Consider the following 26657-nt stretch of genomic DNA (forward strand, 5'->3'; position numbering starts at 1 on the left):
CGGCTCATGCGAGGCCGTCCAGTTCGTCGTCGGACAAAGCGCCGGGCACGATGGTGATGGGAATGGGGAAGGCGGCGGAGGCTGCGCCCCCGAGCGCCGTCACCAGCGGCCCCGGCCCCTCGCGGTGAAGGCCGGCGGCCAGCACGAGGATGGCGATGTCACGGTCCTCGGCGATCAGCGCCTGCAGCACCGTGGCCCGCTGGCCCTCCCGCACCACCGTCTCGGCAGTGATGCCGGCCACCTGCCTGGCGCGCGCGGCATAATCATCCAGCCGCACCTGCGCCGTCTCGGTCGCTTCCGCCCGCATCAGATCGGCGACACCCAGCCACTGCTGGTGCGCGTCCTCCAGCTCCAGCACGGCGAGCAGCACGAGCCCGCCATGGGTGCGGGCAGCGCGGCGGGCAGCGTAATAGACCGCCCGGTCGCATTCCGGCGTCTCGTCCACCACCACAAGGAACTTGCGGCGGTGGCCCGGCTCGTGGCTCTGGCGTTTCAGGATCATGCGCAAAGGTCCAAATCAACGCCACGATGCTGCCACGTCGCCCCCCGCCGCGCGATGCCCAATCGCGCTGCAGGTCAGGCCTCGACGGGCAGGGAGCCCTCGGCAAAGGCATAGACGCGCAGACGATGGCCGTCCGGGTCCACAGCCACGAAGCTGCGGCCGAAATCGAGATCGGTGGGCGGCAATGCGATCTGCGCGCCGCGCCGCACCCAGTCCGCGTGGGTGGCGTCCACCGCCTCGATCTCCTTCACATTGAAGCCGATCTCGCTGGCGCCGGGCAGAGCCGTCGGCGCGGGGGCCACACCGCCCCGGCCCCACAGGCCCACCCGCAGGCCGGAGGAGAGCACGAACAGCACGAAGGTCTGGCTCTGCTCCACGGGCGCACGGCCGAACAGGCGGCCGTAGAAGCGGGCACTTGCGGCCGGATCGCTCACATAGAGCAGGATCATATTGCTATAGGTCATTGGGGGTCCGCTCCCATCGCTTCGGTCATGTCGTGCTTAAGCCGGGCTGCTGTCAAATTCCGGCAGCAGGCCGGCATCCCTCCACCGGCTTCAGCTCGGTCTCCCGCCACGCCTTCATGAGCGCCTGCCGGCGGCGGGGATAGCGCATCTCCATGAGGCGGGCCTCGGCGATGCGGTCGGTGCGGAAATGGCGGAAGCCGTCGCGCAGTTCGCACCACGCCATCATCAGCCGCACATGGTCGAAGAAGGTGAGGCCGAAGGGCCAGACTACCCGTTCCGTGGCCGCGCCCTCGCCGTCGCGATAGAGGATGTGCAGCTTGCGCTCGATGCGGATGGCCTTGCGCAGCAGGGCCGGGTCCACCGTATCGCCGGGAATGGGCGCGGTGGGCGCCACGTGGAGGCTGGAGGACTCGAGTTCCGCCCGCAGATCCGGTGGCAGCACCGCGCTGAGCCGGGCGAGCGCACTCACCGCCGCATCCCGCAGCCGCTCGTCGCCGCGCCCCGCCACCCAGCGCGAACCCAGCACCAGCGCCTCGATCTCCTCCACTGGAAACATCAGGGGCGGCAGCGTGAAGCCGGGCTTCAGGACATAACCGACACCCGGCTCTCCCACGATGTCGGCGCCCTGCGCCTGAAGGCTGGCGATGTCGCGATAGAGGGTGCGGATGCTCACCCCGATCTCGGCCGCCAACGCCTGCCCGCTCACCGGCCGGCGATGCCGGCGCAGGACGTGGAGAAGGTCGAAGAGGCGCTCGGTGCGGGACATGGAGAAGCCATAGCGGGACGGGCTGCCAGAAAGTGGCAGCATGTCACCGGAACGCCAAGCGACCTGTGCGGCAGTCCCCGCCATCGCGCGATGCGCGGCGATGGGCTACATGGCGATCAGGGAGCCGGGTCCCGGTTCGCCCGCAAGACTTCCGGAGGCAAGATGTCCGAACTCACCCTCGCCAAGGCCCAGATCGTTCTTTCCGCCGCGCTGGAAAAGGCCGGCGCGCTCTCGCTGAGCCCACTCGCCATCGCCGTGCTCGATGCCCGCGGCGCGCTCAAGGCCTATGGCGCGCAGGACGGCACCAGCCTGAAGCGCGGCGAGATCGCGCTCGGAAAGGCGAAGGGCGCGCTGGCGCTGGGCGTCGGCTCGCGCTCGCTGTTCCGCCGCGCCAAGGACCAGCCCTTCTTCATCGCCGCCGCCACCTCGGCGGTGGGCGGCGACCTCGTGCCGGTGCCGGGCGGCGTGCTGATCCGCGATGCCGCCGGCGCCATCATCGGCGTGGTGGGCGTGTCCGGCGACACCTCGGACAATGACGAGGCCTGCGCGGTGGCCGGCATCGCGGCCGCCGGCTTCACCGCCGATCCCGGCCAGGACTGACCTCAGTATTCCGAGCCGATGGGGAGAGCCGGCGGCGGAGCGCGTTCAGCCGCCGGCCTTCTCCCGATGGACGCCGAAACCCGTCGCGCCGGGCTCCAGATCGGGGCGCAGCTCCATGCTGGGAATGAGATAGTCGCCCCCGTTCTGGCGGCGATAGGGAATGGGCGCCGTCGTATCGAGCGTGCGCATCCGCTCCCGCAACTGAGACGCCAGGGCCTCGAAGCCCGCCGCGTCGAGCCGGTTGGTGCGATGGGCGACGTAGGGCGGCAGCACGTCGAAGCCGGGGTAGTAGAGAATGCCGTGGTTGATGGGGAACAGCACGTCCTCCATGGGCCCGTTGATGCCGCGCCCGGAATAATGTTCCTGCCAGCCGCCGGTGGTGACGATGAGCATGGCGCGCTTTCCGGCCATGCTGCCCTCGCCATAGCGGTCGCCCCAGCGGGTGCTGCTGTGCTCGCCCACGCCATAGGCGAAACCATAGGCATACACGCGGTCCACCCAGCCCTTCAGGATCGCCGGCATGGTGAACCACCAGAGCGGGAACTGGAGAATGACCGTATCGGCCCAGCGCAGCTTCTCGTGTTCCGCCTGCACATCGGCGGTGAGGGTGCCGGCGGCGAAGGCCGCACCCGAGGCGGCGGCGACATTGAGCGGCGCGTCGGGATCGAGACCGGGGAAGTCGGCTCGATCGGCCTGCGCCTTCCAGCCCAGCGCATAGAGGTCGGACACCTGCACCGTGTGCCCAGCGGCCTCCAGCGTTTCGATGGCGACGTCGAGGAGCGCCCCGTTGAGCGAACGCCGCTCGGGATGGGCGAAAACAAACAGGACATTCATGGCTTGTTCCACTTGGGTCGTGGCCCGGAATTGGCCGTCGCCCAAGGGTTAGCCGAGCATGAGCTTTGCCACTATAACGGCATAATGCATATGCTTATGCCGCTAGATGGATAAATCGGACGTCACCCTGGAGCGGATGCGCACCTTCGTGCGTGTGGCCGAGCGCGGCAGCCTGTCGGCTGTGGCGCGCGAACTCGGCATCGGCCAGTCCAGCGTCACCCGCCATGTGCGCGATCTGGAGGAGGCGGTGGGCGTCGTCCTGCTCAACCGCACCACCCGCCGCGTGAGCCTGACCGAGGAAGGCGCGCGCTATTATGCGGACTGCCTCCAGATCCTGCGGCTGGTGGAGCAGGCGGGCGACGGGCTGCGCGACACCCGCCAGTCCCCGGCGGGCACGGTGCGGCTATCCTGCTCGGCAGCCTTCGGCGTGCTGCATCTGTGCCGGCTGATGTTCGCCTTCCAGGACCGCTATCCGGAGATCGAGGTTGATCTCAGCCTCAGCGACGAGCGGGTGGATCTGGTGCAGGAGGGGGTGGACCTCGCCCTGCGCCTCGCGCCCCTGACCGACAGTTCCCTCAAGCTGCGCTCGCTGGGTCACAGCCGCCGGGTGCTGGCGGCGGCGCCGGCGTATCTCGCCGCTTATGGCCGGCCGCAGACGCCGCAAGATATAGCGGACCACGAGGGCGTGCGGATGACCATCGTCTCCGGCAGCGACATGCTCTCCCTTCGGGGACCGGATGGGGAGCGGCATCTGGTGCCGTTCGGCGGCCGCTTCCGGGTGGACCATGGATTGGCGGTGCGGGAGGCCCTGATGGCGGGACGCGGGCTCGCGCTGACCCATATCTGGCTCGTCCACGACCTGCTGGCCGAGGGGCGGCTGGAGCAGCTGCTGCCGGACTATGAGGCGCCGTCGATGCCCCTGAGCCTGCTCATCGTGCCGGGACGGGAAACCATCACGCGGGTGCGGCTGCTGATCGACTTTCTCGCGGCGGAGATCGCCGCCATTCCCGGCATGGACGGCAGGCCGGCGTAAAAGCCCGCCGCACACGCGGCGCGGCGGGCTGACGGATCAGACGATCTTCGCGCCGTCCTCGAAGGGCAGGCGCGGGAGGCGGTCGAACACCTTGGACGCATCGCCGTGGCCGATGGCGGCGATGAAGTTGGTCTTGATCTTGGTGCCGGCGAAGAATTCCTCGTCCACCTTGGCGGCGTTGAAGCCGGACATGGGGCCGACATCGAGGCCCACCGCGCGGGCGGCGAGGATGAAATAGGCGCCCTGGAGCGAGGAATTGCGGAAGGCGTGCGGCTCGACCATGCCCGGATTGTTGGTGAACAGATCCTTGAAGCCGGGATTGTGCGGGAAGAGCTGCGGGATCTTCTCGTAGAACTCGAGGTCATAGCCGATGAGGGCGATCACCGGAGCGGCGAGGGCCTTGAGGTTGCCTTCCGACAGCGCCGGCTTCAGGCGGGCCTTGGCCTCTTCGGACTTCACGAACACGAGGCGCGCGGGCTGGGTGTTCGCGGAGGTGGGGCCGTAGATATAGAGCTCATAGAGCTCCTTGAGCTCGGCGTCCGTGACCGGCTCGGAGGTCCAGCCGTTGTGCGAACGGGCCTTGAGGAACAGCGTATCAAGCGCCGCCTGATCGATCTTGTAGGGCATGCAAACATCACCAGATGGAAGGATGCGGTCTGGCCGCTCGATCCTTGCAATTACGCCAAGCCAGCGCTTGCGCAAGAGGCTTCTCACGCAAGGACTTCTTGCGGTGGCGCAAATTCCATCTCCTTTTCGTGGATCGGACTTTGCGCGGCAGGCGGATTTCCATCACGGGCCGCGATGGCGGCACCACGCTAATTGATGTGTCGGGAGGGCTGAAGCGGGCTATGGTCCCGGCACCTTTCAGCCCTGCCTGCCATGAGTCCCATGACGTCTGCCACGCTCCGCGCCGCCGCGCCCGAATCCGCCGAAGACCGCCTGCTGGCCGACGTCAGCGCCCACGCCACCAACCTGCCCCCGAGCGGCATCGTCGAGCTGATGAACTACGGGCGCACCCGCGAGGGGCTGATCCCGCTGTGGGTGGGCGAGGGCGACCTGCCCACACCGGCGTTCATCTGCGAGGCCGCTGCCGGCGCCCTGCATCGCGGCGAGACCTTCTACACCTGGCAGCGGGGCGTGCCGGAGCTGCGCGCGGCCATCGCCCGCTACATGACGCGCCAGTACGGGGTGGCGGAGACGCCGGAGCGCTATTTCGTCTGCGGCTCGGGCATGCAGGCCATCAACATCGCCTTCGCGCTCACCCTCTCGCCGGGCGACGAGATCATCATCCCCACGCCCGCCTGGCCGAATGCGGCGGCGGCGGCCCTGACACGCGGCGCGAAGCCCGTGAGCGTCCCGTTCGCCTATGGGCCGGACGGCTTCTCGCTGGACTTCCAGCGCATCGCGGACGCCATCACCCCACGCACCCGCGCCATCTTCATCAACACCCCGGCGAACCCCACCGGCTTCGTCGCCAGCCGCGAGGCGCTCCAGACGCTGCTGGACCTCGCCCGCGCCCGCGGCATCTGGATCGTCGCCGACGAGATCTACGGCCGCTTCTATTACGGCCCCGAAGGCCGCGCGCCGTCCTTCCATGACATCATGGCGCCGGACGACCGCATCCTGTTCGTTCAGACGTTCTCGAAGAACTGGGCCATGACCGGCTGGCGCATCGGCTGGATCGAGGCCCCGCCGGTGCTGGGGCCGGTGATCGAGAACCTGGTGCAGTTCTTCACCTCCGGCGTCGCCCCCTTCATGCAGCGCGGCGCCATCGCGGCGCTCGATGACGGCGAGCCCTTCGTGGCCGAGCAGATTGCCCGTGCCCGTGCCGGCTGCGACATGGTGGCGGACCCGCTGATCGCCACCGGCAAGGTCGATCTCGTGAAGCCGCACGGCGCCTTCTATCTCTTCCTCTCCATCCCCGGACAGGAAGACGTGCGGCGCCTCGCCCTGCGGCTGGTGGACGAGGCCAACATCGGCCTTGCACCCGGCACCGCCTTCGGTCCCGGCGGCGAGCGCTTCCTGCGCCTGTGCTACGCGCGGGGCGAGGGGCAACTGAGAGAAGCCACCGCCCGCTTCGTCTCCTGGCTCGAACGCAACGTCTGAACCGGTGGTGCGGCGCCCGCGGCTCGACCAGCGCCTGTGGCTGACGACGCTCGTCACGCTCGCGCTGGCGACGGCGGGGGGCGGCGCCTTCGCGGCCATGCACCTGCCGGCTCCCTGGATGTCCGGCGCTCTGGTCGCCGTCACGCTCTGGGTGCTGGCCGGCCGGCCCGCTGTGGTGCCGGCCCCGCTGCGCATCCTCACTTATGTGGTGCTCGGCGCCTCGATGGGCGGAGCGCTGACACCGCAATCGCTGGCGCAGGCCTCGGCGTGGCCGCTCAGCATGGGCTTTCTCGTGCTCAACGTGGTCGCGGTGGTGGCGGCCTGTGTCTTCTATTTCCGCCGCGTGGCGGGCTGGGATCTCGCCTCGGCCCTCTATGCCTCGACGCCGGGCGCGCTCTCGGCGGTGATGGCGCTGGCGGAAAGCACCTCGGCCGACCTGCGCAAGGTCGCCTTCTCGCAGGGGCTGCGCCTGTTCCTGCTGGTGGTGGGCCTGCCCAACCTGCTCAATGTCATCGGCCTGGATGCCGCGGCCCCACCGGCCGCCGTCGCGGCCGAGCCGATGGTGGGGCTGGCGGAACTGCTGGCGGCGAGCGCGATCCTCGGCCTGCTGTTCGACCGCCTGCACGTGCCGGGCGGCCTTCTGCTCGGCGCCATGGCGGCCAGCGCCGCGCTGCACATCTCGGGTCTCAGCACCGCCCACATTCCCGCCGTCCTCATGATCCCGGCCTATGTGGTGCTGGGGGCCAGCGTGGGCGTACGCTTTGCCGGCACGCGCATGGACACGCTCAAGGCGAACATCATCGCTTCGCTGGGCGGCTTCGCTGTGGCCATGGTGATTTCCGCGGCATTCTCGATCCTCGCCGCCCTCGCGACCGGCGAGGACACCGGCAAGATGCTGACTGCCTTCGCCCCCGGCGCCCTGGAGACCATGACGGCACTCGGCTTCGCGCTCGGCTATGATCCTGCCTTCATGAGCGCGCACCATCTGTTCCGTTTCGTCGGCCTGTCGGTGGCGCTGCCCTTTGCCTCGCATTTGCTGGTGCTGCTGTCGCGCAACGAGCGGCCCTGACACGCCGGGCGGTCAACCATTTGTGTCCGCCGTCCCCTTGCGCGGGAGCGGGACACCGTTGCACATGCTGCGCCGCAACAAAACGGTCGCACCGCAGGACCGTACACCGCTGAAAGGCCCCTTGATGAAGTTCCTGGACAATCTGGCCCTGTTGGTCGGCCGCATCCTCATGGCGAGCCTGTTCCTGCCTGCCGGTGTCGGCAAGGCCATGAACCTCGCCGGTTTCGCCGGCATGCTGGCCGGCAAGGGCCTCCCCATGCCGGACGTGCTCGCGATCGCAGCGGCCACCGTCGAGATCGGCGGGTCCATCCTTCTGGTGATCGGTGTCCTGCCGCGTCTCACCGCCTTCGTGGTCGGCGGCTTCACCCTCATCGCTGCCCTCACGTCCCATCAGTTCTGGGACATCACGGACAGCGCCGCGCGCATGGCGCAGCAGAACAACTTCTTCAAGAACATCGCCATCATCGGCGGCCTGATGTTCTATTTCGCCGCCGGTCCGGGCCAGTACGCCCTCGGCCGCCGGAAGGACTGAGCGGCCTATTCGGCCCCATAGCGGTGGAGGCCGGCGCCGTTCTGGCGCAGCCAGGCCTCCGCCGCCCGCCGCTCGGGATAGATGCGCTCCACCAAACGCCAGAAGCGGGCGCTGTGGTTCATCTCCAGCCGGTGGCAGACCTCGTGGGCGGCGAGATAATCGAGCACCCAGCCGGGCGCGAGGATCAGCCGCCACGAAAAGGACAGCGACCCGTCGGACGAGCAGGAGCCCCAGCGGCTTGCCGTGTCGCGCAGCGTGATGCGTCCCACCTGCACGTTCAGTGCCGCAGCATGGCGGCGCACCGCCTCCGCGAAATCCGTCCGCGCCTGCCGCTTCAGATAATCGCCCACGCGGCGCGCCACATAGGGCGCCTCGCCCGCCACGCAGAGCAGCGGCCCATCCGCGCCGTCCTCGATCCAGACCGTGCCGCGGGCCTCCGGCCGATGATCGATGCGATGGACCACGCCCCGCACGGGTACGAGCGCGCCATCCATAAACGGCACGTTCTCCGGCAGGCGGCCGAGGCGCACGCGCACCCATTCCCGGTGCCGCTGCACGAAGGCAGCGGCCGAGGCATAGGAGACGTGGGGCGGCGCGGTGAGGGTCACGTCGCGCGAGGCCGCGCGCACGCGCAGGGTGAGACGCTGGGCCGACGGGTGGCGGCGGATTTCCACCTTGAGCGTTTCGGCCTCAAGCGCGAGATCCACCCATTCGCCCCGGGCGGGGCGCGGAGGTGGCGGGGGGGACTGCCTGTCCTGACGGCGGAAGAGCATGGCGATCCGGAAGCCCGTCCCATCCCCGATGACGGCATCGGCGAACGGACAGGGCGCAAGCTGGGGGCGGAACCGCCAGTGCCCGAGACGCCGGAAATCCGGAGCCGGAAGATCGGCTCCGGGCCTGCCGGCCCGAATCGAACGACCGAACGGTCAAGGCGATCTTGATCCGTTTCGCGGGCGTCCGCCACTCACAAGTGCAGTGCGGTGGCACCGCCGCAGCGAGGCCCCTAGGCGCGCTAGATGCCGCTCTGGCGCGGAAACGGCGTGACGTTGCCCTGCCCGCTGGCCTGCTGGTGTTCCTGCGTGAGGATGAAGTCGGCGATGCGCGGCTGGATCTCGGAGCGGAAGCGCGAGCCGTTGAACACGCCGTAATGGCCAACGCCCGGCTGGAGATAATGGGCGCGCTTCTCATCGGGCAGGTGCGGGCACAGCTTGTGAGCGGCGCGCGTCTGGCCGACGCCGGAGATGTCGTCCTTCTCGCCTTCCACCGTCATAAGGGCGCAGCGGCGGACGGCCTCGGTCCGCACAGGCATGCTGCGGTGCAACATCTGTCCGGTCGGAAGCGCGTGGGTGATGAACACGCTCTCCACCGTCTCCAGATAGAAGCGGGCGTCGAGGTCCATGACGGCCAGATATTCGTCATAGAATTCCCGGTGCTTCTCGGCGCTGTCGCCATCGCCCGCCACCAGATGCCGGAACAGGTCCGCATGGGCCTTCAGGTGCCGGTCGAGGTTCATGCTCATGAAGCCGGTGAGCTGCAGGAAGCCCGGATAGACATGCCGCATGGCGCCCGAATGGGGCCACGGCACCTGCGAGATCACGTTGCGGCGGAAGAAATCGATGCCCTTGTCCTTAGCGAGGGCGTTCACCGCAGTGGGCGCTTCGCGGGTGTCGATGGGGCCGCCCATGAGGATCATGGACTTGGGGACGTACGGATCGTCCTCCGCCTCCATGCGCGAGATCGCCATCAGCACAGGCACCGCCGGCTGGCAGACGGCCAGCACATGGCAGTCTCCGCCGAGGCGATGGAAGACGGAGATGAGGTAGTCCACATAGTCATCGAGGCCGAAGGTGCCTTCGGTCAGGGGCACCGTCTTGGCGTCGGCCCAGTCGGTTACATAGACATCGTGGCTCGGCAGGAAGGCCTCCACCGTGCCGCGCAGCAGGGTGGCGTAATGGCCGGACATGGGCGCCACCACCACGAGGCGCGGCTGCGGCCGGCGGGGCGGGTGCTCGAAGGCGCGCTCGAAATGCAGCAGCCGGCAGAAGGGCCGCTCCCACACCGGATTGATGTGAACCGGCACCCGGACGCCATCGACGGTCGTCTCAGTCAAGCCCCAGTCCGGTTTGCCGTAACGGCGCGTGGTGCGCTCGTAGAGCTCCATCGCCGCCGCCATGGACTTGCCCATGGTGGTGTGGGCCATGGGATTCATGGGGTTCTTGAACAGAAGCCGGCTGGCGTCCGCCATGGCCCGCGACGGGTTCAGCGCCGCATAGCCGAGCTCATACATGAAATAGAGCGGTGAAGACTGGAGGGAGAAGCCCTCTTCGCTTTCGCGGACGGGCGCGACGAACTCACCAATGGCGGCCATGGGACCTTCCTGAAGACGTTTCCCTGCGAGGGCCGTTCCGCATCGCGCGCTGGTCCCGCTTGTATCGGCGGGGAAAGCCTGCGGTGCCTGATGTCCGGCCCGAACGGTTTCCCCCCCATTCACGCGAGACTGTCGGTGTCAAACTGCTCCGTCAATGACGACCAAAGGAGCAGCCTGTTATTGGAATAATTGGATCAGAATTTCCTTGTGCGGGGCTGGTCGGCCGCGCGTCTGTCAGAGAACCTCTCCGTCATGGCCTCCCCTTTCACCCCTCCCGCACGGTCACTTGGACTTCGGCTCGACACTCTGATTCGCCTGCGGTGGCTCGCCGTGGCGGGCCAGACGCTGGCGCTTCTGGTGGTCTACCTTCTGATGGCCTTTCCGGTTCCATTGGCTGCGTGCCTGGCGCCTGTGGCGCTCTCGGTCCTGCTCAACATCGTGCTACGCGCGCGCTATCCCGGCGCCACGCGCCTGCCCGACCTCACGGCCGGTCCGCTGCTCGCCTACGACGTGCTCCAACTCACCGCCCTGCTCTATCTGACGGGCGGTCTCTCCAATCCCTTCGCCTTCCTCTATCTCGCTCCGGTGATGATCTCGGCCACCGCCCTGTCGTGGCGCACCACCGCGACGCTCGGCGCCTTCGTGGTCTTCTGCGCCGGTGCCGTCGGCCTGTTCCACTGGCCCCTGCCCTGGGCCAGCGTCGGGGCGCCGGTGCTGCCGGATCTCTATCTCGCCGGCCTGTGGGTGGCGCTCACCGTCTCCGTGGCCTTCATCGGTCTGCACTCCTGGCGGGTGGCGGAAGAGGCGCGCGAACTTGCCGACGCGCTCGCCGCCACCGAGCTGGTGCTCGCCCGCGAGCAGCACCTCTCCCAGCTCGACGGCCTCGCCGCCGCCGCCGCCCACGAACTCGGCACGCCGCTCGCCACCATCGCCCTGGTGGTGAAGGAGCTGGAACATTCGGTGCCCAAGAACGATCCCCACGCGGAGGACATCGCGCTGCTGCGGGACCAGGTGAAACGCTGCCGGGACATTTTGCAGAAGCTCACCTCGCTGGGCTCCGGCGATGCCCCCTTCGACCGGATGCCCCTGCGCCTGCTCATCGAGGAGGTGGTGGAGCCGCACCGCGACTTCGGCATCGAGATCGCCATCTCGCTGCCCGAGGATCCCGCCGGAGAGCCGGTACTCGCCCGCAATCCCGGCCTGATCTACGGGATCGGCAACCTTGTAGAGAATGCCGTGGACTTCGCCGCGCATCGCGTGGACATCACCGGCCGCTGGACGCCCACCCACATGGAACTGGTGGTGCGGGACGACGGCCCGGGCTTCGCTCCGGAGGTGAGCGACCGCATCGGACTGCCCTATGTGACGAGCCGCGCCCGCACGCCGGAGGACGCAACGGGCGAGAGCGGGCTTGGCCTCGGCTTCTTCATCGCCAAGACGCTTCTGGAGCGTTCCGGCGCCAATCTGAAGGTGGAAAACCGTGCCGCGCCCGAGCATGGTGCCACGGTGCGCATCATCTGGCCGCGCAGCGCGCTCGATCTTGAAGAGAGCGAGACAGATCTTGCGTCAAATCAACGCACGATGTCTCCTGAGGTCACAAAAGGGGTCTAGAACCACCAGCCCCACAAGCCCGCCCGGCAGGGTGAAGGCGAGAGGATTGTTGCGATGTCCGAGCTGCAGCTTCCCGAGACCGTCGAGGATCGGTCCGTCCTGATCGTGGACGATGACAAGCCGTTCCTCCAGCGGCTCGCCCGCGCCATGGAAACCCGCGGCTTCGCGGTGAGCACGGCGGAGAGCGTGGCCGACGGGCTCGCGCAGGTGGAACATGCCGCCCCCGCTTATGCGGTGGTGGACATGCGGCTCGGAGACGGCACCGGCCTCGACGTGATCGAGGCGCTGAAGCGCCAGCGCCCCCATGCCCGCGCCATCGTGCTGACCGGCTATGGCAACATCGCCACCGCCGTCACCGCCGTGAAGATGGGCGCCGTGGACTATCTGGCGAAGCCCGCCGATGCGGACGACGTGATGGCGGCCCTCATCGCCAATGGCGACCACAAGCCGATCCCGCCGGAAAACCCCATGTCCGCCGACCGCGTCCGCTGGGAGCATATCCAGCGCGTGTACGAGCTCTGCGGCCGCAACGTCTCGGAGACGGCCCGCCGCCTCTCCATGCACCGCCGCACGCTCCAGCGCATTCTCGCCAAGCGCGCGCCGCGCTGACATGACGGAGGATCCGCCGGTCGTTCCGGCTCCGGACGGCCGTGCGGATCGCGACACCATCGAGGCGGCCCTCGCCCGTGCGGAGGGGCCGCTCACCTTTTCCGGCTGGGCGCTGCACGGCCTCGATCTCAGCGCGCTGGATTTATCCGGCTGCATCTTCGAGCGCTGCCGTGGCGCGGGCGTCGATTTCTCCGCCTGCGACCTGAGCGAAGCCGCCTTCCGGAACAGCGATTTCAACAACGCCGTTTTCCGCCGCACCAAGCTCGCCTCCACGCATTTCTCGGACTGCAAGCTGACCGGCATCCAGGTTTCGGCCGCCTCCGCCCTTGGCCTCGTCTTCGTCCGCTGCCTGCTGATCGCCGCCCAGTTGCGCGGTCTCTCGTTCCGCCGGCAGGATCTCGACGGTCTCGATTTTCAGGATGCGGACCTCTCGGAAGCCGATTTCCGCGAAGCAGTGCTCACCAACTGCAGCCTGCGCGATGCCCATGTGGCGCGGGCGCGCTTCGAGGGCGCGGACCTGCGGGGGGCTGATCTCGGCGGGCTGAAGCTGGCGGATGCCGGCCGCTTCCGAGGCGCAACCATCTCCAAGGCGCAGGCCGCCGATCTGCTATCGGGCCTCGGCCTCAGGGTCTCCTGAGCGTTCAGATCACGCCGAGCCACCGCCACCACGCATAATCGAGCGGCGCAAGCAGGAGGAAGGTGAGCGCGGAACTCGCCAGGGCGAGGCGCGTCGCATCGGCGATCCGCACCTTGCCCAGTTCCAGCGCCACGATGATGGGCGGCGCCTGATAGGGCAGGATGACGGTGGAGAAGGCGAGCACCTGCGCCAGCACCACGGCTTCGATGGAAAAGCCGGTGGCGGCGGCCAGTTCCTTCGCCATGGGCGTCAGCAGGGCCGGAACGCCGTTCGACGTGACCGCCAGCCCCAGCGCGCTGCCAAGCGCCAGCAGCCAGCCGAAATTCGCCGCCGGCGTCTCCGGCGAGAAGGGCATGAGCGCGACCAGCGCATCACCGAGCGCATCACCGACGCCACTGGCATTCACCGTCGCCACGAGGCCGAGCAGGCCGGCCACGTAGAAGATGGTGCGCATGTTCACCTGCCCGAACGCCTCCGGGGGCAGCACACCGATGCCCGGCATCAGGCACAGGGCGGCGCCCGCAATGCCGATCCAGGCTGGCGAGATGTGGTGCAGGCTGTCGGTCATCCAGAGCAGGAGGGTCAGCGCCAGCAGGCCCGCGAGACGGCGCTCCGCCGCGCTCCAGGGCGTGCGCGGGGACCTCGGCACGCCTTCGGAGCGCGCCAGACGATCGGGAAAGAGCAACGTGATGAGCAGCACTAGCACCACGCCCTTGCCGATGCCGATCACCGGGGCATGCAGGACGAGATAGGGCAGATAGCCGAAGCGCAGGCCATAAAGCTGCTCGGCAGCACCCGTCATCACGAGGTTGGGCACGTTCGCCGGCAGGATGGAGGCGGAGAGCAGGAAGGTGCCGAACCCCACAGCCAGCACGACGCCGGTGCGCCCCGCCCGGCCGGGTGCCAGGCCGATGCGATCGCACAAGGCGAGCATGATCGGCATCAGCAGCGCGATGCGGCCCATGTTGGACGGCATGACGAAGGCGAGCGCATAGCTGAGCGCCACGGTGCCGCCGATGAGGGCCGGATAGGAGCCGGACAGCGGCCCGGCCAGGGCCTGCGCGATGCGGGCGGCAAGTCCGGTGCGCGAGATGGCGAGCCCGACCACCATGCCGGAGAGAACCAGCCAGAAAGCCGACGCGGCAAAACCCGAGAACACCACCGGTGGCGGCGCGACGACGGTGAGGGTCGCGAGGGCAAAGAACAGGAAAGTGGTGACGATTTCCGGCAGCGCGGCCGTCGCCCACAGTCCCATGCAAAGCAGGCCGATGGCCGCACCGAGCGCGGTGCGCGGGGCCAGACCGAGCGCGGGACCAGCCGCATAAAGCGCGGCGGCAAGGACGAGAAGCACGCCCGGCACGATCCAGAAGCCGGGACGCGGCGCAGCGGCGCCGGCACTCATGATCTGGCCTCCCATGGCTTTTCCCGCCGGATCGTACGTCCGGCTTGGCAGGTGCCGCAGGCGAAGCCGCCGGCGGCCGTCATGGAAACCACACCCGCCTCGCGCTGGCGAGGCGGGGTGCGGCCAGCGTCCCGATCAGTGCTTGAAGTGGCGCACGCCGGTGAAGACCATGGCGAGGCCCGCAGCATCCGCAGCCGCGATCACTTCCGCATCGCGCATGGAGCCGCCGGGCTGGATCACCGCCGTGGCGCCCGCCTCCACCGCCGCCAGAAGGCCGTCGGCGAAGGGGAAGAAGGCGTCGGAGGCGACCACCGAGCCCTTGGTCAGCGGCTCGGAGAGGCCCGCCGCCTCGGCCGCATCCTGCGCCTTGCGGGCGGCGATGCGGGCCGAGTCCACGCGGCTCATCTGGCCGGCACCGATGCCCACCGTCGCGCCATTCTTGGCATAGATGATGGTGTTGGACTTCACGTGCTTGGCCACGCGGAAGGCAAAGCGCAGATCGGAGAGCTCCTGCGCGGTGGGCTCGCGCTTGGTGACGACCTTCAGCTCCAGATCATCCACCGTGGCGTTGTCGCGGCTCTGCACGAGGAGGCCACCGGCCACCGTGCGGATGTTGAGGCCCGCCGCGCGCACGTCCGGCAGGCCGCCGGTGAGCAGCAGGCGCAGGTTCTTCTTGGCCCCCACGAGGGCGATCGCCTCCTCGGTGGCATCGGGGGCGACGATCACCTCGGTGAAGATCTCGGTCATGAGCTTCGCCGCCTCTGCGTCCAGCGTCTGGTTGACGGCGATGATGCCGCCGAAGGCCGAGACGGGATCGCAGGCCAGCGCCTTGGCATAGGCCTCGGCCAGCGACGCGCCTTCCGCCACGCCGCAGGGATTGGCGTGCTTCACGATCACCACCGCCGAGGTGCGGGCGGGGTGGAACTCCGCCACTGCCTCGAAGGCGGCGTCGGTGTCGTTGATGTTGTTGAAGGAGAGCTGCTTGCCCTGCACCTGGCGGGCGGTGGCGACGCCGGGGCGGCGCTCGTCCGAGGCGTAGAAGGCCGCCTTCTGGTGCGGGTTCTCGCCATAGCGCAGGCTCTCGATGAGCTTGCCGCCCACGGCGCGGAACAGCGGCGCTTCCGCATCTACCTGCGTCGCGAACCAGTTGGAGATGGCCGCGTCATAGGCGGCGGTGCGGGCATAGGCGGTCTGGGCGAGGCGCTTGCGCAGGGCGAGCGTGGTGCCGCCATGGAGCTGCACCTCGGAGAGCACGGCGGCATAATCGGACGTGTCCACCACCACGGCCACGTCATTGTGGTTCTTGGCGGCGCCACGGATGAGCGCCGGGCCGCCGATGTCGATGTTCTCGATCACGTCGTCGAAGCCGGCGCCGCGCGCCACGGTGGCCTCGAAGGGGTAGAGGTTCACCACCACGAGGTCGATGGGGGCAATGGCGTGCTCGGCGAGCGAAGCCTGATGGCCGGCGTCGCCGCGAATGGCGAGAATGCCACCATGCACCTTGGGATGCAGGGTCTTCACGCGGCCATCCATCATCTCCGGGAAGCCGGTGAGGTCGGAGACGTCCTTCACGTCGAGCCCGGCATCGGCCAGCGCCTTGCGGGTGCCGCCGGTGGAGACCAGTTCCACCCCGCTCTTGGCGAGCGCCGTGGCGAATTCGACCAGCCCGGTCTTGTCGGACACCGACAGGAGGGCGCGGGTGATGGGACGGACATCGACGGACATGGGGCTCTCCGGGCGCGGCGATTGGGGCGCGGGCGATTTTGCCCGTCGCCCTATCACGGGCGGCCGGTGCCGTCATCCATGCCGAAGCGTTGCCTCCCATGCGCCAAGCGCGGCCTTGCCCCTCAGCCGCGCGAGCCCCGTGATCCGCTGGGGCGCGGCACCTGCGCCTCGCGGGTGCGCAGGAGCGTCCAGACGAGCCGGGGATCATCCGCCAGCGTGCCGAGCAGGACGAGCTGCGTGGTGCGGCGCGGCCCCTCGGAGGTGGCCAGGAAGACGCTTTCCTCCAGCACCACCTGCTGGCCCGGCGCCACGAAAGCCCAGGCTTCGCCATTGGGCAGGCCGAGGAGCACGGTGGAGGGATCGTCCAGCCGCTCCACCTGCACCTGCGGATGGAGATGGAAGCGCACGGCAAAGGGCGTGCGCCCGAGGGCCGAGGGCGCGCCTTCCGCTGCCCGGAACTGGTCCTCGCCATCAAGCCGCGATCCATCCGCCGCCAGCCGCCAGGAGCGCTGGTGGATGACGCCGAAGGCGTCGGCATAGCCGTCATGGCTTGCCCGCAGCAGGATGGCGCCTTCGCGCGCGCCCCGCTGCACCGGCACGTCGCGCGGGCCGGAAATGATCGGCACGCCCGCCAGGCGCGTGAGGTACGTGCCATGCAGGAAGTGGCAGGAGGAGGTATCGCCCACCACCGCCGTCGAATGGGCCGCCGTGGCGCGGGCCACCTGCCGCCAGACCTCGCGGTTGATGGCGCTCATGCCGCAATTCACGATGATGCGGTTGCGGCCCGAGGAGAACTCGAAGGCAAGGCAGGAGGCGTGGGCCTCCATGGAGGCGGCAATCGGCGGGGGCGGGCCGGTATCGGCGATCACGACCGTGCCCTTGGCATCGAGTCGCTGGAAGCCGGAATGGGGGGCATTGGCCACCGGCGCGCCGCGCGCATCGTCATAGGCGAGGATGGTGGCGAGCTCATCCGCCGCCGTATGGCCCATGCCGTGAAACAAGGCGAACGAGCCATCCCCATGCCGGAAGAAGCGCAGCATGGGCATCATGCGGTCGATGGCGTTCATCAGCGCCGGCGGGGCGGGCTGGTTGCGCGCGGCAAAGGCGTGGCGCAGCGGCAGAAGGTCCAGCAGCAGTTCGATCAGCACGCCGGGGCTGCGCGTAATGGAGCCGCCATCGGCGAGAATCTGCCGTTCCAGCTCCTCGGAGAGGCGCTTCTGCACCGCCCGCAGCAGCCGCGACTGCTCCGACATGCACAGGCCGGCGAAGGCGAGGGCGATGATGACGATGAGGCGCGGATAGCCATCCGGCGCGTCGCTCGCCGCCTTGCGCAGGCCCCGCACCTGCCGGGCGATGGCGCGCATGAAACGGCGATAGAATTCGTGGTCCGCATCCTGAAGGATGAAGGGCGCCTGCGTGAGCCAGGCGATGACCCGGTGGGCCGTCACTTCCGGATCGGCAGCGATGGCGCGGGCGCGACCGGCATCACGCATCCAGTCGCCCACCAGCGCGCGGGCATTGGCGCGGGCGATGGTGGTTCCCGCCGCGCGCAGATGGCGCAGCCAGGAGAAGGAGTGGAGCACCTGCGCCCATTCGCGGGACGGCGGCTCCAGCTCGAACGGCGTCTTGCCTTCCAGGAAGGCCACCTTGCCGGCGAAGGCGAAGGTGCCGGCATAGATTTCGGTGGCGCGGGTGGCATCCCCGGTGCGCAGGTCCTGCGGCGCGATCAGCAGCCGCTCGGGAACCGGTACGACAACTTGCGCGAGGGTGAGCGGGGCGCCGGGCGCGCGCGCGGTCACGAGCCGCCAGAGGCGGTCGGTGAGAAAGGCGGCGAGCCGGAGGCGCTCCATCAGCGCGCCCCGACGGGCGGCGCGGGACCGCCCCCCACCTGCCTTCCACGGCATGTTTCCAGCCGTCGTGTTCGCCATCGCTCCGCTCCCGGGAGGGCCGGGAGAACCATCCGCGCCCCCGCGCGATGCGTGCCTTGCGGCGGCATCCACGGGCGGGGCAGGGCGGCATCAGTCCTCATGGCCCTCGTTCGGCGGCGTCAGCCGCGCTTCCGACGGAGCCGACCTTGGGGCAGATTCGTCACCCTCCGGGGACTCCGTCCCCTCCCCCATACGTGAGAAAGGGTTAGCGCTTTCTCAAGCGGGCGGCGAAGAAGCCGTCGAGGCCCGATCTTTCCGGCTCGCCGCGCACCAGATCGCACGGCAGCGTACGCAGGTCGCCCTCGGGCGTGATGTAAGGAGCAAGGCCCTCCATCTCCTCGGGCTTCAGGGGCACGCGCTCCACATCATTGCGGGCGGCAAGCACACGGGCCACCTGCGCCTCGCCTTCCTCCGGCTCCAGCGAGCAGGTGGCATAGACGAGGAGGCCGCCGGATTTCAGCAGGTCCAGCGCATGGTCGATGAGGCCCGCCTGCACGGCGGCGAGCGTCGCCACGTCCGAGGGACGCTTGGCCCAGGCGATGTCGGGGTGGCGACGCAGCGTGCCCGTGGCGGTGCAGGGCGCATCCAGCAGGATGGCGTCGAACGGCCCGGCCTTGAGGCTTGCGGCATCGGCCTCGCGCACATCGGCGGTGAGCTTCAGGCGGGCGAGATTCTCGGAGAGGCGGGCGAGGCGGGGGCCGGAGCGATCCACCGCCGTCACCTTCGCCCCGGCGGCGGCGAGCTGGGCGGTCTTGCCGCCGGGCGCGGCGCAGAGATCCGCGACGCTCTTGCCCGCCACATCGCCCAGAAGGCGCGCGGGAAGGGCTGCGGCGGCGTCCTGCACCCACCATTCGCCGTCCTCATAGCCGGGCAAGGCACGCACTGCACCGGCCTGGAGCACGCGCACCGTGCCCGTGGGCAGCACCTCGCCGCCCAGCTTCTCCGCCCAGCCAGCGGCATCGGACTTTACGGTGATGTCGAGGGCCGGCTCGTGGGAAAGAATGTCGGTGATGGCCTTGGCCCGCTCGGGCCCATAGGCCTTGGTCCAGCGCTGGCGCAGCCATTCCGGCGTATCGAGGCCGAGAGTGGCGAAGGCCGCCAAGCGCTCCTCCCGCTCGCGGGCGAGGCGGCGCAGCACCGCATTGATGAGGCCGGCGAAGCCCGCCGTGGAATTGTCGCCGCGCGCGATATCCACGCTGAGGCCCACCGCCGCATGGTCCGGCACATCCATGAACAGGATCTGCGCCGCGCCCACCAGCAGCACGGTCTCTACCTTCGGCGCGGACTTCGGCGCGCCGCGCTCCATCAGCGCGGTCAGCACCGCCCGCAGCGTGCCGAGGCGGCGCAGAGCGGTCGCGACAATGCGGAAGGCGAGCGCCCGGTCGCGGGGCTCCAGCCCCGCATCATGGATGAAGGCGTCTTCCAGCGAGGCATTGCCGCGCAGGATGCGATCCAGCGCATCGGCGGCTAGCAGGCGAGCGGGGAGGCCAGCGGAGGTGGCAGGACGCTGCGGCCCGCGCGGACCGTTGCCGCGCGCGGGACCATGGGGGCGATTGGGACGCGAAGGTGCTTTCATCCCGTGGAACTAGGGGGTTGTGCAGATTGATGCAAGGGGCGAGTATTTGGTAGAGGCAATTGGAGCTGCCCCGTGGCTGAAATTATGCAAATCACCCCGCAATTCCTTTATAGATTTAGATCAATTTCTGAACACAATATACATAACGAGATATCTGCTATCAGAGAAAATTACATATGGGCGAGCCAGTTTGATAGCCTCAACGACCCAATGGAGGGTTTCTATAAAATTCTCAAAGGGGCAGGATCTCAGCATGACGGGCATGACGAATATATTAGAAATATAACATACATAAATAAATCAGAAAAAGGAATATGCTCTTTTAGTGAATCTCTTCGCAATAGATTGATGTAGGCACATTACGCAAACGGCTTCAGAGGTATATGTATAGAGTATAATTTTGAATTACTGCGGGAATACTTAGATAATGACGTATACATATCTCGCGTTTTATACGAAAATGAAGTGACGAATATAAGCTCATCCCAAGCAGAAATTGACGTAAAAAATATACTTTCGGTTAAGAATTCTGAATGGTCATACGAGAGAGAATGGCGGGCAATTTCTCCTCGGAAGGGGAAAATAAATCTTAATGGAAATGCAATAAGTTGCATTTATTTTGGCATAGATCCCGGCAAAGAATTATTTGACAGATTGAAGAGAGTTGCCCAACGAAATCGTATAATTACTAAGAAAATCAAACTAAACGGGTATGACATAACCATGTGATGCAATGTGAGTTCATTTTGCCTGCTTGCCTTGTTGGGTGAAATTTTCCTTGGTAGGTTTACCAACCAAGGATGGACCATGCCGCCCACGGACGTGCGCGAGAGAGTGCTGGCGGCAGCGGTGGAGATCCTGCGTACGCAGGGGCTTGCCGGCCTGACGCAGCCGCGCGTGGCGAAGGCAGCCGGCGTTTCCCAAAGCCACCTCACCTATTATTTCCCCACCCGCGCGGACCTCACCCGCGCGGTGCTGGAGACGGCGGTCGAGGGCCAGATCGCCAATCTCGGCACCGCCATGAGCGAAGCCACCGATCCGCCGGAGCGCCTCTCCCGGCTCGCACAGGCGCTGACCAATGCGCAGAACACCCGCGTCCTCGTCTCGCTGGTGCTCGCCGCCGACAGCGATCCCGCCTTTCGCGATCTCTACCAGAGGCTCGTCACCGCCATGCGCGAGCGCGCCACCGGAATGCTCGCGGGCGCGGGGCTTGAGCCGACGCCCGCGCAGGTGGCGCTGCTGCACGCACTGGGCACCGGCCTCGCGGTCATGAGCGCCGCCCTTGGCCCCGAAGCGGGACAGGCGGTGAATGCCAACGTGCTTCAGGAACTCTTCCGTCTGCTCGCCGCCGATGCCCCGGCCGGCGCTCCCCCCACCGCCTGACCGCCCCACAGGTGCCCCATGCCCGCCTGGCTCGACAATCTCATTCCCCTCAAGGCGCCGGATCTCACGCACGAGCAGTTGGCCGGCTGGACGCCCGGCCGCGCCGCTCATGAGGGGCTCGGCTGCCGGCTGCTGGCGGATGCGCGCATTCCCGTGGCGGGCGGGGTGACGCTCTCGGCGGATGTCTATGTGCCGCGCGTGCCGGGGCGCTATCCGGCCATCGTGCAGTTCGCCGCCTATTCGCGCGAACTGCACACGGCGGGGGTGCCCACGGGCAGCAATGAGATCGGCTGTCCGCCGGTCTTCACCAATCGCGGCTACGGGCAGGTGGTGGTGATGCGCCGGGGCATGGGGCGCTCGGGCGGCACGGAAAACCGCTTCCTGTCGCCGGAGGATGTGAACGACCACGAGCAGGTCATCGCCTGGGCCGCCGCCCAGCCTTGGTGCGACGGGCGGGTGGTGCTGTTCGGGACGTCTTACTACGGCATGACGCAGCCGCTGGTGGCGGTGCGCCGGCCGCCGGCGTTGAAAGCCTTCTTCTGCAACGAGATCTGCACGGATTACTTCCGCCACCTCATCCACTTCGGCGGGGTGTGCAATCTCTATTTCTTCAATCTCTGGATGGGCGCCAACTTCACGCAGGCCATGTATGACCTGCGGGTGCCGCCCGTGGTGCGGGCGCTCCTCAGCCACATCACCAATTCACCGCTGAAGCGCATCTGGCAGCCGGCGCTGCTGAAGCGGGTGGATGCGCTCTACCGCGCCTTCATGGCCAAGACGCCGAAGAAGAACGTGCGCGAGATCTATGCCAACTGGATGCTGGACGCGAAATCCCGCGAGACCTCATGGCTCCAGTCCGGCCCCTCGGGCAGCCTCGACCGGATCGAGGTGCCCTTCGTGGCGGTGCAGAACCTCGGCTATTTCAACCTGCACCAGTTCGGCGCCTATGACCTGTTCGAGAATGCCGGCACGCCGAAGGGCCGCAAGTGGCTGATCCTCGCCCCTCCGGTCTATGAGCTGCCGGTCTATGCCTGGCAGCTGGAGGCGCTCGCCTTCTTCGATCATGTGCTGCATGGCACGGACAATGGCTATGCCGCCCAGCCGCCGGTCCGCTACTGGCTGGAAGGCGCGAACCAGTATGTAGGCGCACAGGATTTCCCGGTGCCGGAGGCGCGGGAGCGCCGCTTCCATCTCGCCTCCGGCGGGGCGGATGCGGCGACCCACCGCCTGAGCGATGAACCGGGAGAGGGGCAGAGCCGCTGGGCCGCCGTGCCCCTCGGCCTGCCGGTGTTGGGCGGGTTCGACGAGGTGGCAAACCCGCTGCTCACCTTCGAGCGGGCGGTGACGCAGCCCCTGACGCTCGCCGGGCCGGTGTCGCTGAACCTCTCCATCAGCTCCAACGAGATCGACACTTCCCTCGTCGCCCGCCTCGGCCGCGTGGACAGGGACGGGCGCTTCCATCTGCTGTCGCTGGGCGCCATGAGCGCCGCCCGGCGGCGGCGAGACCCCGCCCGCGACACACGCTGCGAGATCGTCCACGACACCTCCGTGCGGGAACCGCTGGTGCCGGGCACACCGGTGGAGGTCGCCTTCAGCCTCACCCCCGCGCCGACGCGGCTGGAGCCGGGCGACTGGCTGCGCCTCGATATCGGCAGCCGGCTCGATCTGGTGCGCAGCAATGTGAGCGAAGGCTACGTGCAGTTCGACATGCCCGGCCCACCCTATTTCGCCCGCAACACGCTGCATTACGGGCCGGGGAGCTACCTCACAGTCTCCGAGCTTGCCTGAGCCTCAGCCCCAGGGGCCGCGCCGGGTGCCACCAGTATTGCCGCCCCACGGTCCCCGTGCCGGGGCAGCCCTGGCCGGCGCCGGGCGGTAGCCGCCCATCTGCCGGGCGAGATCCTCGAGCGCCGCGATGCGGTTTTCGGTGTTGGGGTGAGTGGAGAAGAGATTGTCCATCCGCGCCCCGGAGAGCGGGTTGATGATGAACATGTGCGCGGTGGCGGGGTTTGCCTCCGCCGCATAGTTAGGTACGGCATGGGCGCCGCCCGCGATCTTGGCGAGGGCTGAGGCAAGAGCCAGCGGCTGGCCGCAGATTTCCGCGCCGCCCCTGTCCGCCTCATATTCCCGCGAGCGGGAAATCGCCATCTGCACCACCATGGCCGCGATGGGCGCGAGGATGGCCATGAGGATGGCAGAGATGCCGCCGAAGGGATTGTTGCTCTCGCGATTGCCGCCGCCGAAGAACAGGCCGAAGTTCGCCAGCATGGAGATGGCGCCGGCGATGCTGGCGGTAATGGTCATGGTGAGCGTGTCGTGATGCTTCACATGCGCCAGCTCGTGCGCCATCACGCCCGCCACCTCGTCCGGGTTCAGGGTCTGCAGCAGGCCGGTGGTCGCCGCGACGGCGGCGTTCTGCGGATTGCGGCCGGTGGCGAAGGCGTTCGGCTGCGGATTGTCGATGATATAGACCTTGGGCATGGGCAGTTCGGCCCGGCGCGCCAGCTCCGCCACCATGGCGACGAACTCCGGCGCGGTGCGCATATCCACCTCGCGCGCGCCATACATGCCGAGCACTATCTTGTCGGCATACCAATAGCTGAACAGGTTCATGCCGGCGGCGACCAGCAGGGCGACCATCATGCCGCCTTTGCCGCCGATGGCGAAGCCCACCACCATGAAGAGCGCGGTCAGCCCCGCCAGAAGGACGGCCGTGCGCATGTAGTTCATGGGTTTCAGTTCTCCTTGTCCGGGCCGCTTTCCGCAGCCTCGTCCAAGACGTGGGCACGGGCGAAGGCTCGCGCAAGGGCAGGGGCGGAGCGGGAACATCGCCCGCGACGCGATTCGGACGTGCTGTGTTCTCCCTCTCGGCCCGCGCGCGGGGCCTCCTGTCCCGTTCCGGGACGGATCAGCGGGCGGGCGTTCCGGGCGGATCGAGGATGAGCTGGAGGAAGGCAAGGTCCAGCCAGCGGCCGAACTTCACGCCCACCTCCGGCAGATGGCCCACGGCCTTGAAGCCCAGTGCCGCGTGCAGCTTCAGGGAGGCCGCATTCTCGGCGTCGATGCCCGCCACCATCACATGCTTGCCCAGCGCGCGGGCACGGGCGATCAGCGCCTCCATCAACGCCCGCCCGATGCCGCCGCCCCGGGCGTCCGCGCGCACATAGACGGAATGCTCCACCGTGTGACGGTAGCCATCGAACGCCCGCCAGTCGCCGAAGCTGGCATAGCCGAGCACGGCGCCCGCGCTGTCCACCGCCACCAGCACGGGATAGCCCGCCTCGGTCCGGGCCGTGAGCCAGGCGAGGCGGTTGTCGCGGTCCACCAGCGTCTCGTTCCAGATGGCGGTCGTGTGCGCCACCGCATCGTTATAGATGGCGAGAATGCCGTCGATGTCGGCGGCGGTGGCGTCGCGAATGTCCATCGCCCTCTCCTGTTGTCCATTATCCTATAATGCGCGTCACCTAAAATGGACAAGTCCGGCCGGGTCAGCGATTCGGTACCGATTCGTTCGCGGGATGTTCGGCCCTGTCCCGAAACGGGACGGGCCTTTCGGGAACAGGCGTTGATGCTTATGTTGGGCGAGACGCGCGCGGCGGAAAGCCGCGCCACACATTGCTCAGGGACAGCGCCCATGTTCATCCAGACCGAGGCGACGCCGAATCCGGCGACCCTCAAGTTCCTCCCCGGCCGCACCGTGCTTGGTGACGGCACGCTCGAAGCACGCTCGCCGGCAGAAGCCGGCCGCTCCCCGCTCGTCCAGCGCCTGTTCGAGGTGAAGGGCGTTGGCGGTGTTTTCCTTGGCTCGGATTTCGTCACCGTGACCAAGACCGACGGCGACTGGGCGCACATGAAGCCCGCCATCCTAGGCGCCATCATGGAGCACTTCATGTCCGGCGCGCCTGTCCTCGCGGACGGCGTCGCGGCAGATCAGGAGGATGGCGAGGAGTTCTTCAATGAGGCGGACGAGGAGATCGTCGGCACTATCAAGGAGCTGATCGAGACCCGCGTGCGTCCGGCGGTGGCCGCCGATGGCGGCGACATCACCTTCCGCGGCTTCCGCGAGGGCGTGGTCTATCTCAACATGAAGGGCTCGTGCTCCGGCTGCCCGTCCTCGACGGCGACGCTGAAGAACGGCATCGAGAACCTGCTGCGCCACTTCGTTCCCGAGGTGAACGAGGTGCGCCCGGTCTGATCCGGGCGCGCGTCGCGGCTTCACCTGCCCGAGGGGCCGCCTCGGGCAGGGCCTCCCTTTCACAGCTTTTGCGGGGGTTTGCCTCCGATCCCCTTCCGTCAGCGCCGGTTTCGGTCAATCGTGGCTGCGGGGAGCCCGTCCACGATCCATGTTCGTACTTGCGCTTGATACTGCCTTGGCCGCCTGTTCGGTCGCCGTGCTCGACGTCGAGGCTGATGCCATCGTCGCCGGCGACTCGCTACTCATGGAGCGCGGCCATGCAGAGGCGCTCATCCCCATCGTCGAACAGGTGATGCGCGACGCGCAGGTGGATTTCCGCGCGCTCTGGCGCGTGGCGGTCACCATGGGGCCGGGCAGCTTCACCGGCCTGCGCGTCGGCCTTTCCGCCGCGCGCGGCTTCGGTCTCGTCGCCGGCTGTCCGGTGGTGGGCGTGACCACACTGTCGGCGCTGGCCGCGCCCTATCTGGCGCTGGACGACACGCTGCCCGTGGTCTCGGCCATCGATGCGCGGCACGGGCATGTCTATATGCAGATGTTCGGCGCCGGCGGGCGCACGCTGATCGCCCCGCGCATCGCGGCGGTGAAGGATGCGGCCCGCTCCGTCGCCATCGGCCCCGTGCGGCTGGTGGGCTCGGGCGCGGCGCTGGTGGCGGAGCTGTGGCCGCCGAAGGAAGAATTGCCCACGGTCGTGGAGACGCAGGTGGCGCCCGACGTCGCGTGGGTGGCGCGGCTTGGCGCCGTTGCCGATCCCGCCCGTGCGGAACCGCGGCCGCTCTATCTGCGCCCGCCCGATGCCAAGCCGCAGGACGCGGCCCGCATCGCCCGGCGATGAGCCTCGTCTCCCGCTTCTTTTCCACGCCCAAGCCGGATATCCGCGACGCCACCCTCGCGGATGCGGCGGATCTCGCGCGGCTGCACGCCACCGCCTTCCATCGCGGCTGGTCGGGGCAGGAGTTCGAGCGGCTGCTGTCCGAGCGGGCGGGGGTCGGGCATGTGGTGACGGCGGGGCCGGGTGGACGGCTGCTGGGCTTCGTGCTCTCCCACGCCGTGCCGCCGGAATCCGAAATCCTTTCCATCGTCATGGATCGCGCAAGCCGGGGCAGGGGGCTCGGTGCCCGGCTGCTCGGGCATCACCTCGGCCGGCTCGCCGCGCGCGGCGTCACCGCCTCCTTCCTGGAAGTGGAAGCCGGGAATGCGCCGGCCATCGCCCTTTATCGCCGCACCGGCTATGGCGAGGTCGGCCGGCGGAAAGGGTATTACGAGGGCCCCGACGGGCGCACCGACGCCCTCGTGATGCGCCGCGACTTCTGATCGCGC

General features: G+C 68.2%; 27 protein-coding genes. 14 read left to right on the forward strand and 13 right to left on the reverse strand.

What is annotated here, in order from left to right; translation table 11 throughout:
* Positions 1-4: 4 nt before the first annotated feature.
* From AZC_RS23985 to AZC_RS23995, 3 genes are all read right to left on the reverse strand, one after another.
* Positions 5-502: a universal stress protein gene (locus AZC_RS23985; RefSeq protein ID WP_043879837.1), complete on the reverse strand. Its 498-nt coding sequence runs from the start codon at positions 500-502 to the stop codon at positions 5-7.
* Between the two features lie 74 nt (positions 503-576).
* Positions 577-966 (reverse strand): VOC family protein, encoded by a 390-nt coding sequence (locus AZC_RS23990; RefSeq protein ID WP_012173200.1) that lies wholly within the window; start codon positions 964-966, stop codon positions 577-579.
* Between the two features lie 52 nt (positions 967-1018).
* Positions 1019-1732, reverse strand: coding sequence for a helix-turn-helix transcriptional regulator (locus AZC_RS23995; protein ID WP_012173201.1), 714 nt, complete (start codon positions 1730-1732; stop codon positions 1019-1021).
* 162 nt (positions 1733-1894) lie between these two features.
* On the opposite strand from AZC_RS23995, the gene AZC_RS24000 reads away from it, so the two are divergent.
* Positions 1895-2332 (forward strand): GlcG/HbpS family heme-binding protein, encoded by a 438-nt coding sequence (locus tag AZC_RS24000; RefSeq protein ID WP_043879838.1) that lies wholly within the window; start codon positions 1895-1897, stop codon positions 2330-2332.
* Between the two features lie 45 nt (positions 2333-2377).
* On the opposite strand, the gene AZC_RS24005 is transcribed toward AZC_RS24000, so the two are convergent.
* On the reverse strand, positions 2378-3166 hold the full coding sequence (locus AZC_RS24005) for an NAD(P)H-dependent oxidoreductase (RefSeq protein WP_012173203.1): 789 nt from the start codon (positions 3164-3166) through the stop codon (positions 2378-2380).
* 106 nt (positions 3167-3272) lie between these two features.
* Here AZC_RS24005 and AZC_RS24010 point away from each other — a divergent pair, with 106 nt between their 5' ends.
* Positions 3273-4199, forward strand: a complete 927-nt coding sequence (locus tag AZC_RS24010) for a LysR family transcriptional regulator (protein WP_012173204.1) — start codon at positions 3273-3275, stop codon at positions 4197-4199.
* Between the two features lie 36 nt (positions 4200-4235).
* Here the strand turns inward: AZC_RS24010 and AZC_RS24015 are convergent, their stop codons facing one another.
* Positions 4236-4826: a malonic semialdehyde reductase gene (locus AZC_RS24015; RefSeq protein ID WP_012173205.1), complete on the reverse strand. Its 591-nt coding sequence runs from the start codon at positions 4824-4826 to the stop codon at positions 4236-4238.
* A 261-nt stretch (positions 4827-5087) separates the two neighbouring features.
* Here AZC_RS24015 and AZC_RS24020 point away from each other — a divergent pair, with 261 nt between their 5' ends.
* From AZC_RS24020 to AZC_RS24030, 3 genes are all read left to right on the forward strand, one after another.
* On the forward strand, positions 5088-6305 hold the full coding sequence (locus tag AZC_RS24020) for a pyridoxal phosphate-dependent aminotransferase (protein WP_043879839.1): 1218 nt from the start codon (positions 5088-5090) through the stop codon (positions 6303-6305).
* A 7-nt stretch (positions 6306-6312) separates the two neighbouring features.
* On the forward strand, positions 6313-7374 hold the full coding sequence (locus AZC_RS24025) for an AbrB family transcriptional regulator (RefSeq protein WP_052286056.1): 1062 nt from the start codon (positions 6313-6315) through the stop codon (positions 7372-7374).
* 124 nt (positions 7375-7498) lie between these two features.
* Entirely contained in the window at positions 7499-7906 is a 408-nt protein-coding gene (locus AZC_RS24030) for a DoxX family protein (protein WP_012173208.1), read from the forward strand.
* A 5-nt stretch (positions 7907-7911) separates the two neighbouring features.
* Here the strand turns inward: AZC_RS24030 and AZC_RS24035 are convergent, their stop codons facing one another.
* Together AZC_RS24035 and AZC_RS24040 are read right to left on the reverse strand one after the other, a co-directional pair.
* A complete protein-coding gene (locus tag AZC_RS24035; protein ID WP_244421766.1) occupies positions 7912-8613 on the reverse strand; it encodes a M48 family metallopeptidase in 702 nt (233 codons plus the stop codon).
* A 305-nt stretch (positions 8614-8918) separates the two neighbouring features.
* Entirely contained in the window at positions 8919-10274 is a 1356-nt protein-coding gene (locus tag AZC_RS24040) for a polyhydroxyalkanoate depolymerase (RefSeq protein WP_012173210.1), read from the reverse strand.
* A 252-nt stretch (positions 10275-10526) separates the two neighbouring features.
* Here AZC_RS24040 and AZC_RS24045 point away from each other — a divergent pair, with 252 nt between their 5' ends.
* The 3 genes from AZC_RS24045 to AZC_RS24055 are packed head-to-tail and all read left to right on the forward strand — an operon-like array spanning position 10527 to position 13131.
* Positions 10527-11885: an ActS/PrrB/RegB family redox-sensitive histidine kinase gene (locus tag AZC_RS24045; protein ID WP_043880682.1), complete on the forward strand. Its 1359-nt coding sequence runs from the start codon at positions 10527-10529 to the stop codon at positions 11883-11885.
* A gap of 54 nt (positions 11886-11939) precedes the next feature.
* Positions 11940-12494, forward strand: coding sequence for an ActR/PrrA/RegA family redox response regulator transcription factor (locus AZC_RS24050; RefSeq protein WP_012173212.1), 555 nt, complete (start codon positions 11940-11942; stop codon positions 12492-12494).
* Position 12495: 1 nt separating this feature from the next.
* Positions 12496-13131 (forward strand): pentapeptide repeat-containing protein, encoded by a 636-nt coding sequence (locus AZC_RS24055; protein WP_012173213.1) that lies wholly within the window; start codon positions 12496-12498, stop codon positions 13129-13131.
* Positions 13132-13135: 4 nt separating this feature from the next.
* Here the strand turns inward: AZC_RS24055 and AZC_RS24060 are convergent, their stop codons facing one another.
* From AZC_RS24060 to rsmB, 4 genes are all read right to left on the reverse strand, one after another.
* Positions 13136-14386 carry an SLC13 family permease gene (locus AZC_RS24060; RefSeq protein WP_244421892.1) on the reverse strand — a complete coding sequence of 417 codons (1251 nt, stop codon included), beginning with the start codon at positions 14384-14386 and terminating at the stop codon, positions 13136-13138.
* A gap of 282 nt (positions 14387-14668) precedes the next feature.
* Complete coding sequence (gene purH / locus AZC_RS24065) at positions 14669-16258, reverse strand: bifunctional phosphoribosylaminoimidazolecarboxamide formyltransferase/IMP cyclohydrolase (protein WP_012173215.1); 1590 nt, start codon at positions 16256-16258, stop codon at positions 14669-14671.
* A gap of 122 nt (positions 16259-16380) precedes the next feature.
* Positions 16381-18186 (reverse strand): heparinase II/III family protein, encoded by a 1806-nt coding sequence (locus tag AZC_RS24070; protein ID WP_244421767.1) that lies wholly within the window; start codon positions 18184-18186, stop codon positions 16381-16383.
* Between the two features lie 205 nt (positions 18187-18391).
* Positions 18392-19762, reverse strand: coding sequence for a 16S rRNA (cytosine(967)-C(5))-methyltransferase RsmB (gene rsmB, locus AZC_RS24075; protein ID WP_012173217.1), 1371 nt, complete (start codon positions 19760-19762; stop codon positions 18392-18394).
* A 408-nt stretch (positions 19763-20170) separates the two neighbouring features.
* Here rsmB and AZC_RS26450 point away from each other — a divergent pair, with 408 nt between their 5' ends.
* The 3 genes from AZC_RS26450 (at position 20171) to AZC_RS24085 (ending at position 22933) form a co-directional block, all read left to right on the forward strand.
* A complete protein-coding gene (locus AZC_RS26450; protein WP_420794839.1) occupies positions 20171-20491 on the forward strand; it encodes a hypothetical protein in 321 nt (106 codons plus the stop codon).
* A gap of 78 nt (positions 20492-20569) precedes the next feature.
* Positions 20570-21145, forward strand: a complete 576-nt coding sequence (locus AZC_RS24080; protein ID WP_043879840.1) for a TetR/AcrR family transcriptional regulator — start codon at positions 20570-20572, stop codon at positions 21143-21145.
* An 18-nt stretch (positions 21146-21163) separates the two neighbouring features.
* The gene (locus AZC_RS24085; protein ID WP_012173219.1) at positions 21164-22933 is read left to right on the forward strand and encodes a CocE/NonD family hydrolase; all 1770 of its coding nucleotides are present in this window, start codon (positions 21164-21166) and stop codon (positions 22931-22933) included.
* A gap of 3 nt (positions 22934-22936) precedes the next feature.
* On the opposite strand, the gene htpX is transcribed toward AZC_RS24085, so the two are convergent.
* Both htpX and AZC_RS24095 read right to left on the reverse strand, forming a co-directional pair.
* Positions 22937-23875: a zinc metalloprotease HtpX gene (htpX, locus tag AZC_RS24090; protein ID WP_012173220.1), complete on the reverse strand. Its 939-nt coding sequence runs from the start codon at positions 23873-23875 to the stop codon at positions 22937-22939.
* Between the two features lie 178 nt (positions 23876-24053).
* Positions 24054-24569: a GNAT family N-acetyltransferase gene (locus AZC_RS24095; protein WP_012173221.1), complete on the reverse strand. Its 516-nt coding sequence runs from the start codon at positions 24567-24569 to the stop codon at positions 24054-24056.
* A gap of 210 nt (positions 24570-24779) precedes the next feature.
* On the opposite strand from AZC_RS24095, the gene AZC_RS24100 reads away from it, so the two are divergent.
* The 3 genes from AZC_RS24100 (at position 24780) to AZC_RS24110 (ending at position 26651) form a co-directional block, all read left to right on the forward strand.
* Positions 24780-25340, forward strand: coding sequence for a NifU family protein (locus tag AZC_RS24100; RefSeq protein WP_012173222.1), 561 nt, complete (start codon positions 24780-24782; stop codon positions 25338-25340).
* A gap of 148 nt (positions 25341-25488) precedes the next feature.
* The gene (tsaB, locus tag AZC_RS24105) at positions 25489-26172 is read left to right on the forward strand and encodes a tRNA (adenosine(37)-N6)-threonylcarbamoyltransferase complex dimerization subunit type 1 TsaB (RefSeq protein ID WP_012173223.1); all 684 of its coding nucleotides are present in this window, start codon (positions 25489-25491) and stop codon (positions 26170-26172) included.
* Positions 26169-26651, forward strand: a complete 483-nt coding sequence (locus AZC_RS24110; RefSeq protein WP_012173224.1) for a GNAT family N-acetyltransferase — start codon at positions 26169-26171, stop codon at positions 26649-26651. Before tsaB ends, AZC_RS24110 begins: the two co-directional genes overlap by 4 nt.
* The last annotated feature ends 6 nt before the right edge of the window (positions 26652-26657 follow it).

Source organism: Azorhizobium caulinodans ORS 571 (genome assembly GCF_000010525.1).
GTDB classification, from domain to species: Bacteria; Pseudomonadota; Alphaproteobacteria; order Rhizobiales; family Xanthobacteraceae; genus Azorhizobium; species Azorhizobium caulinodans.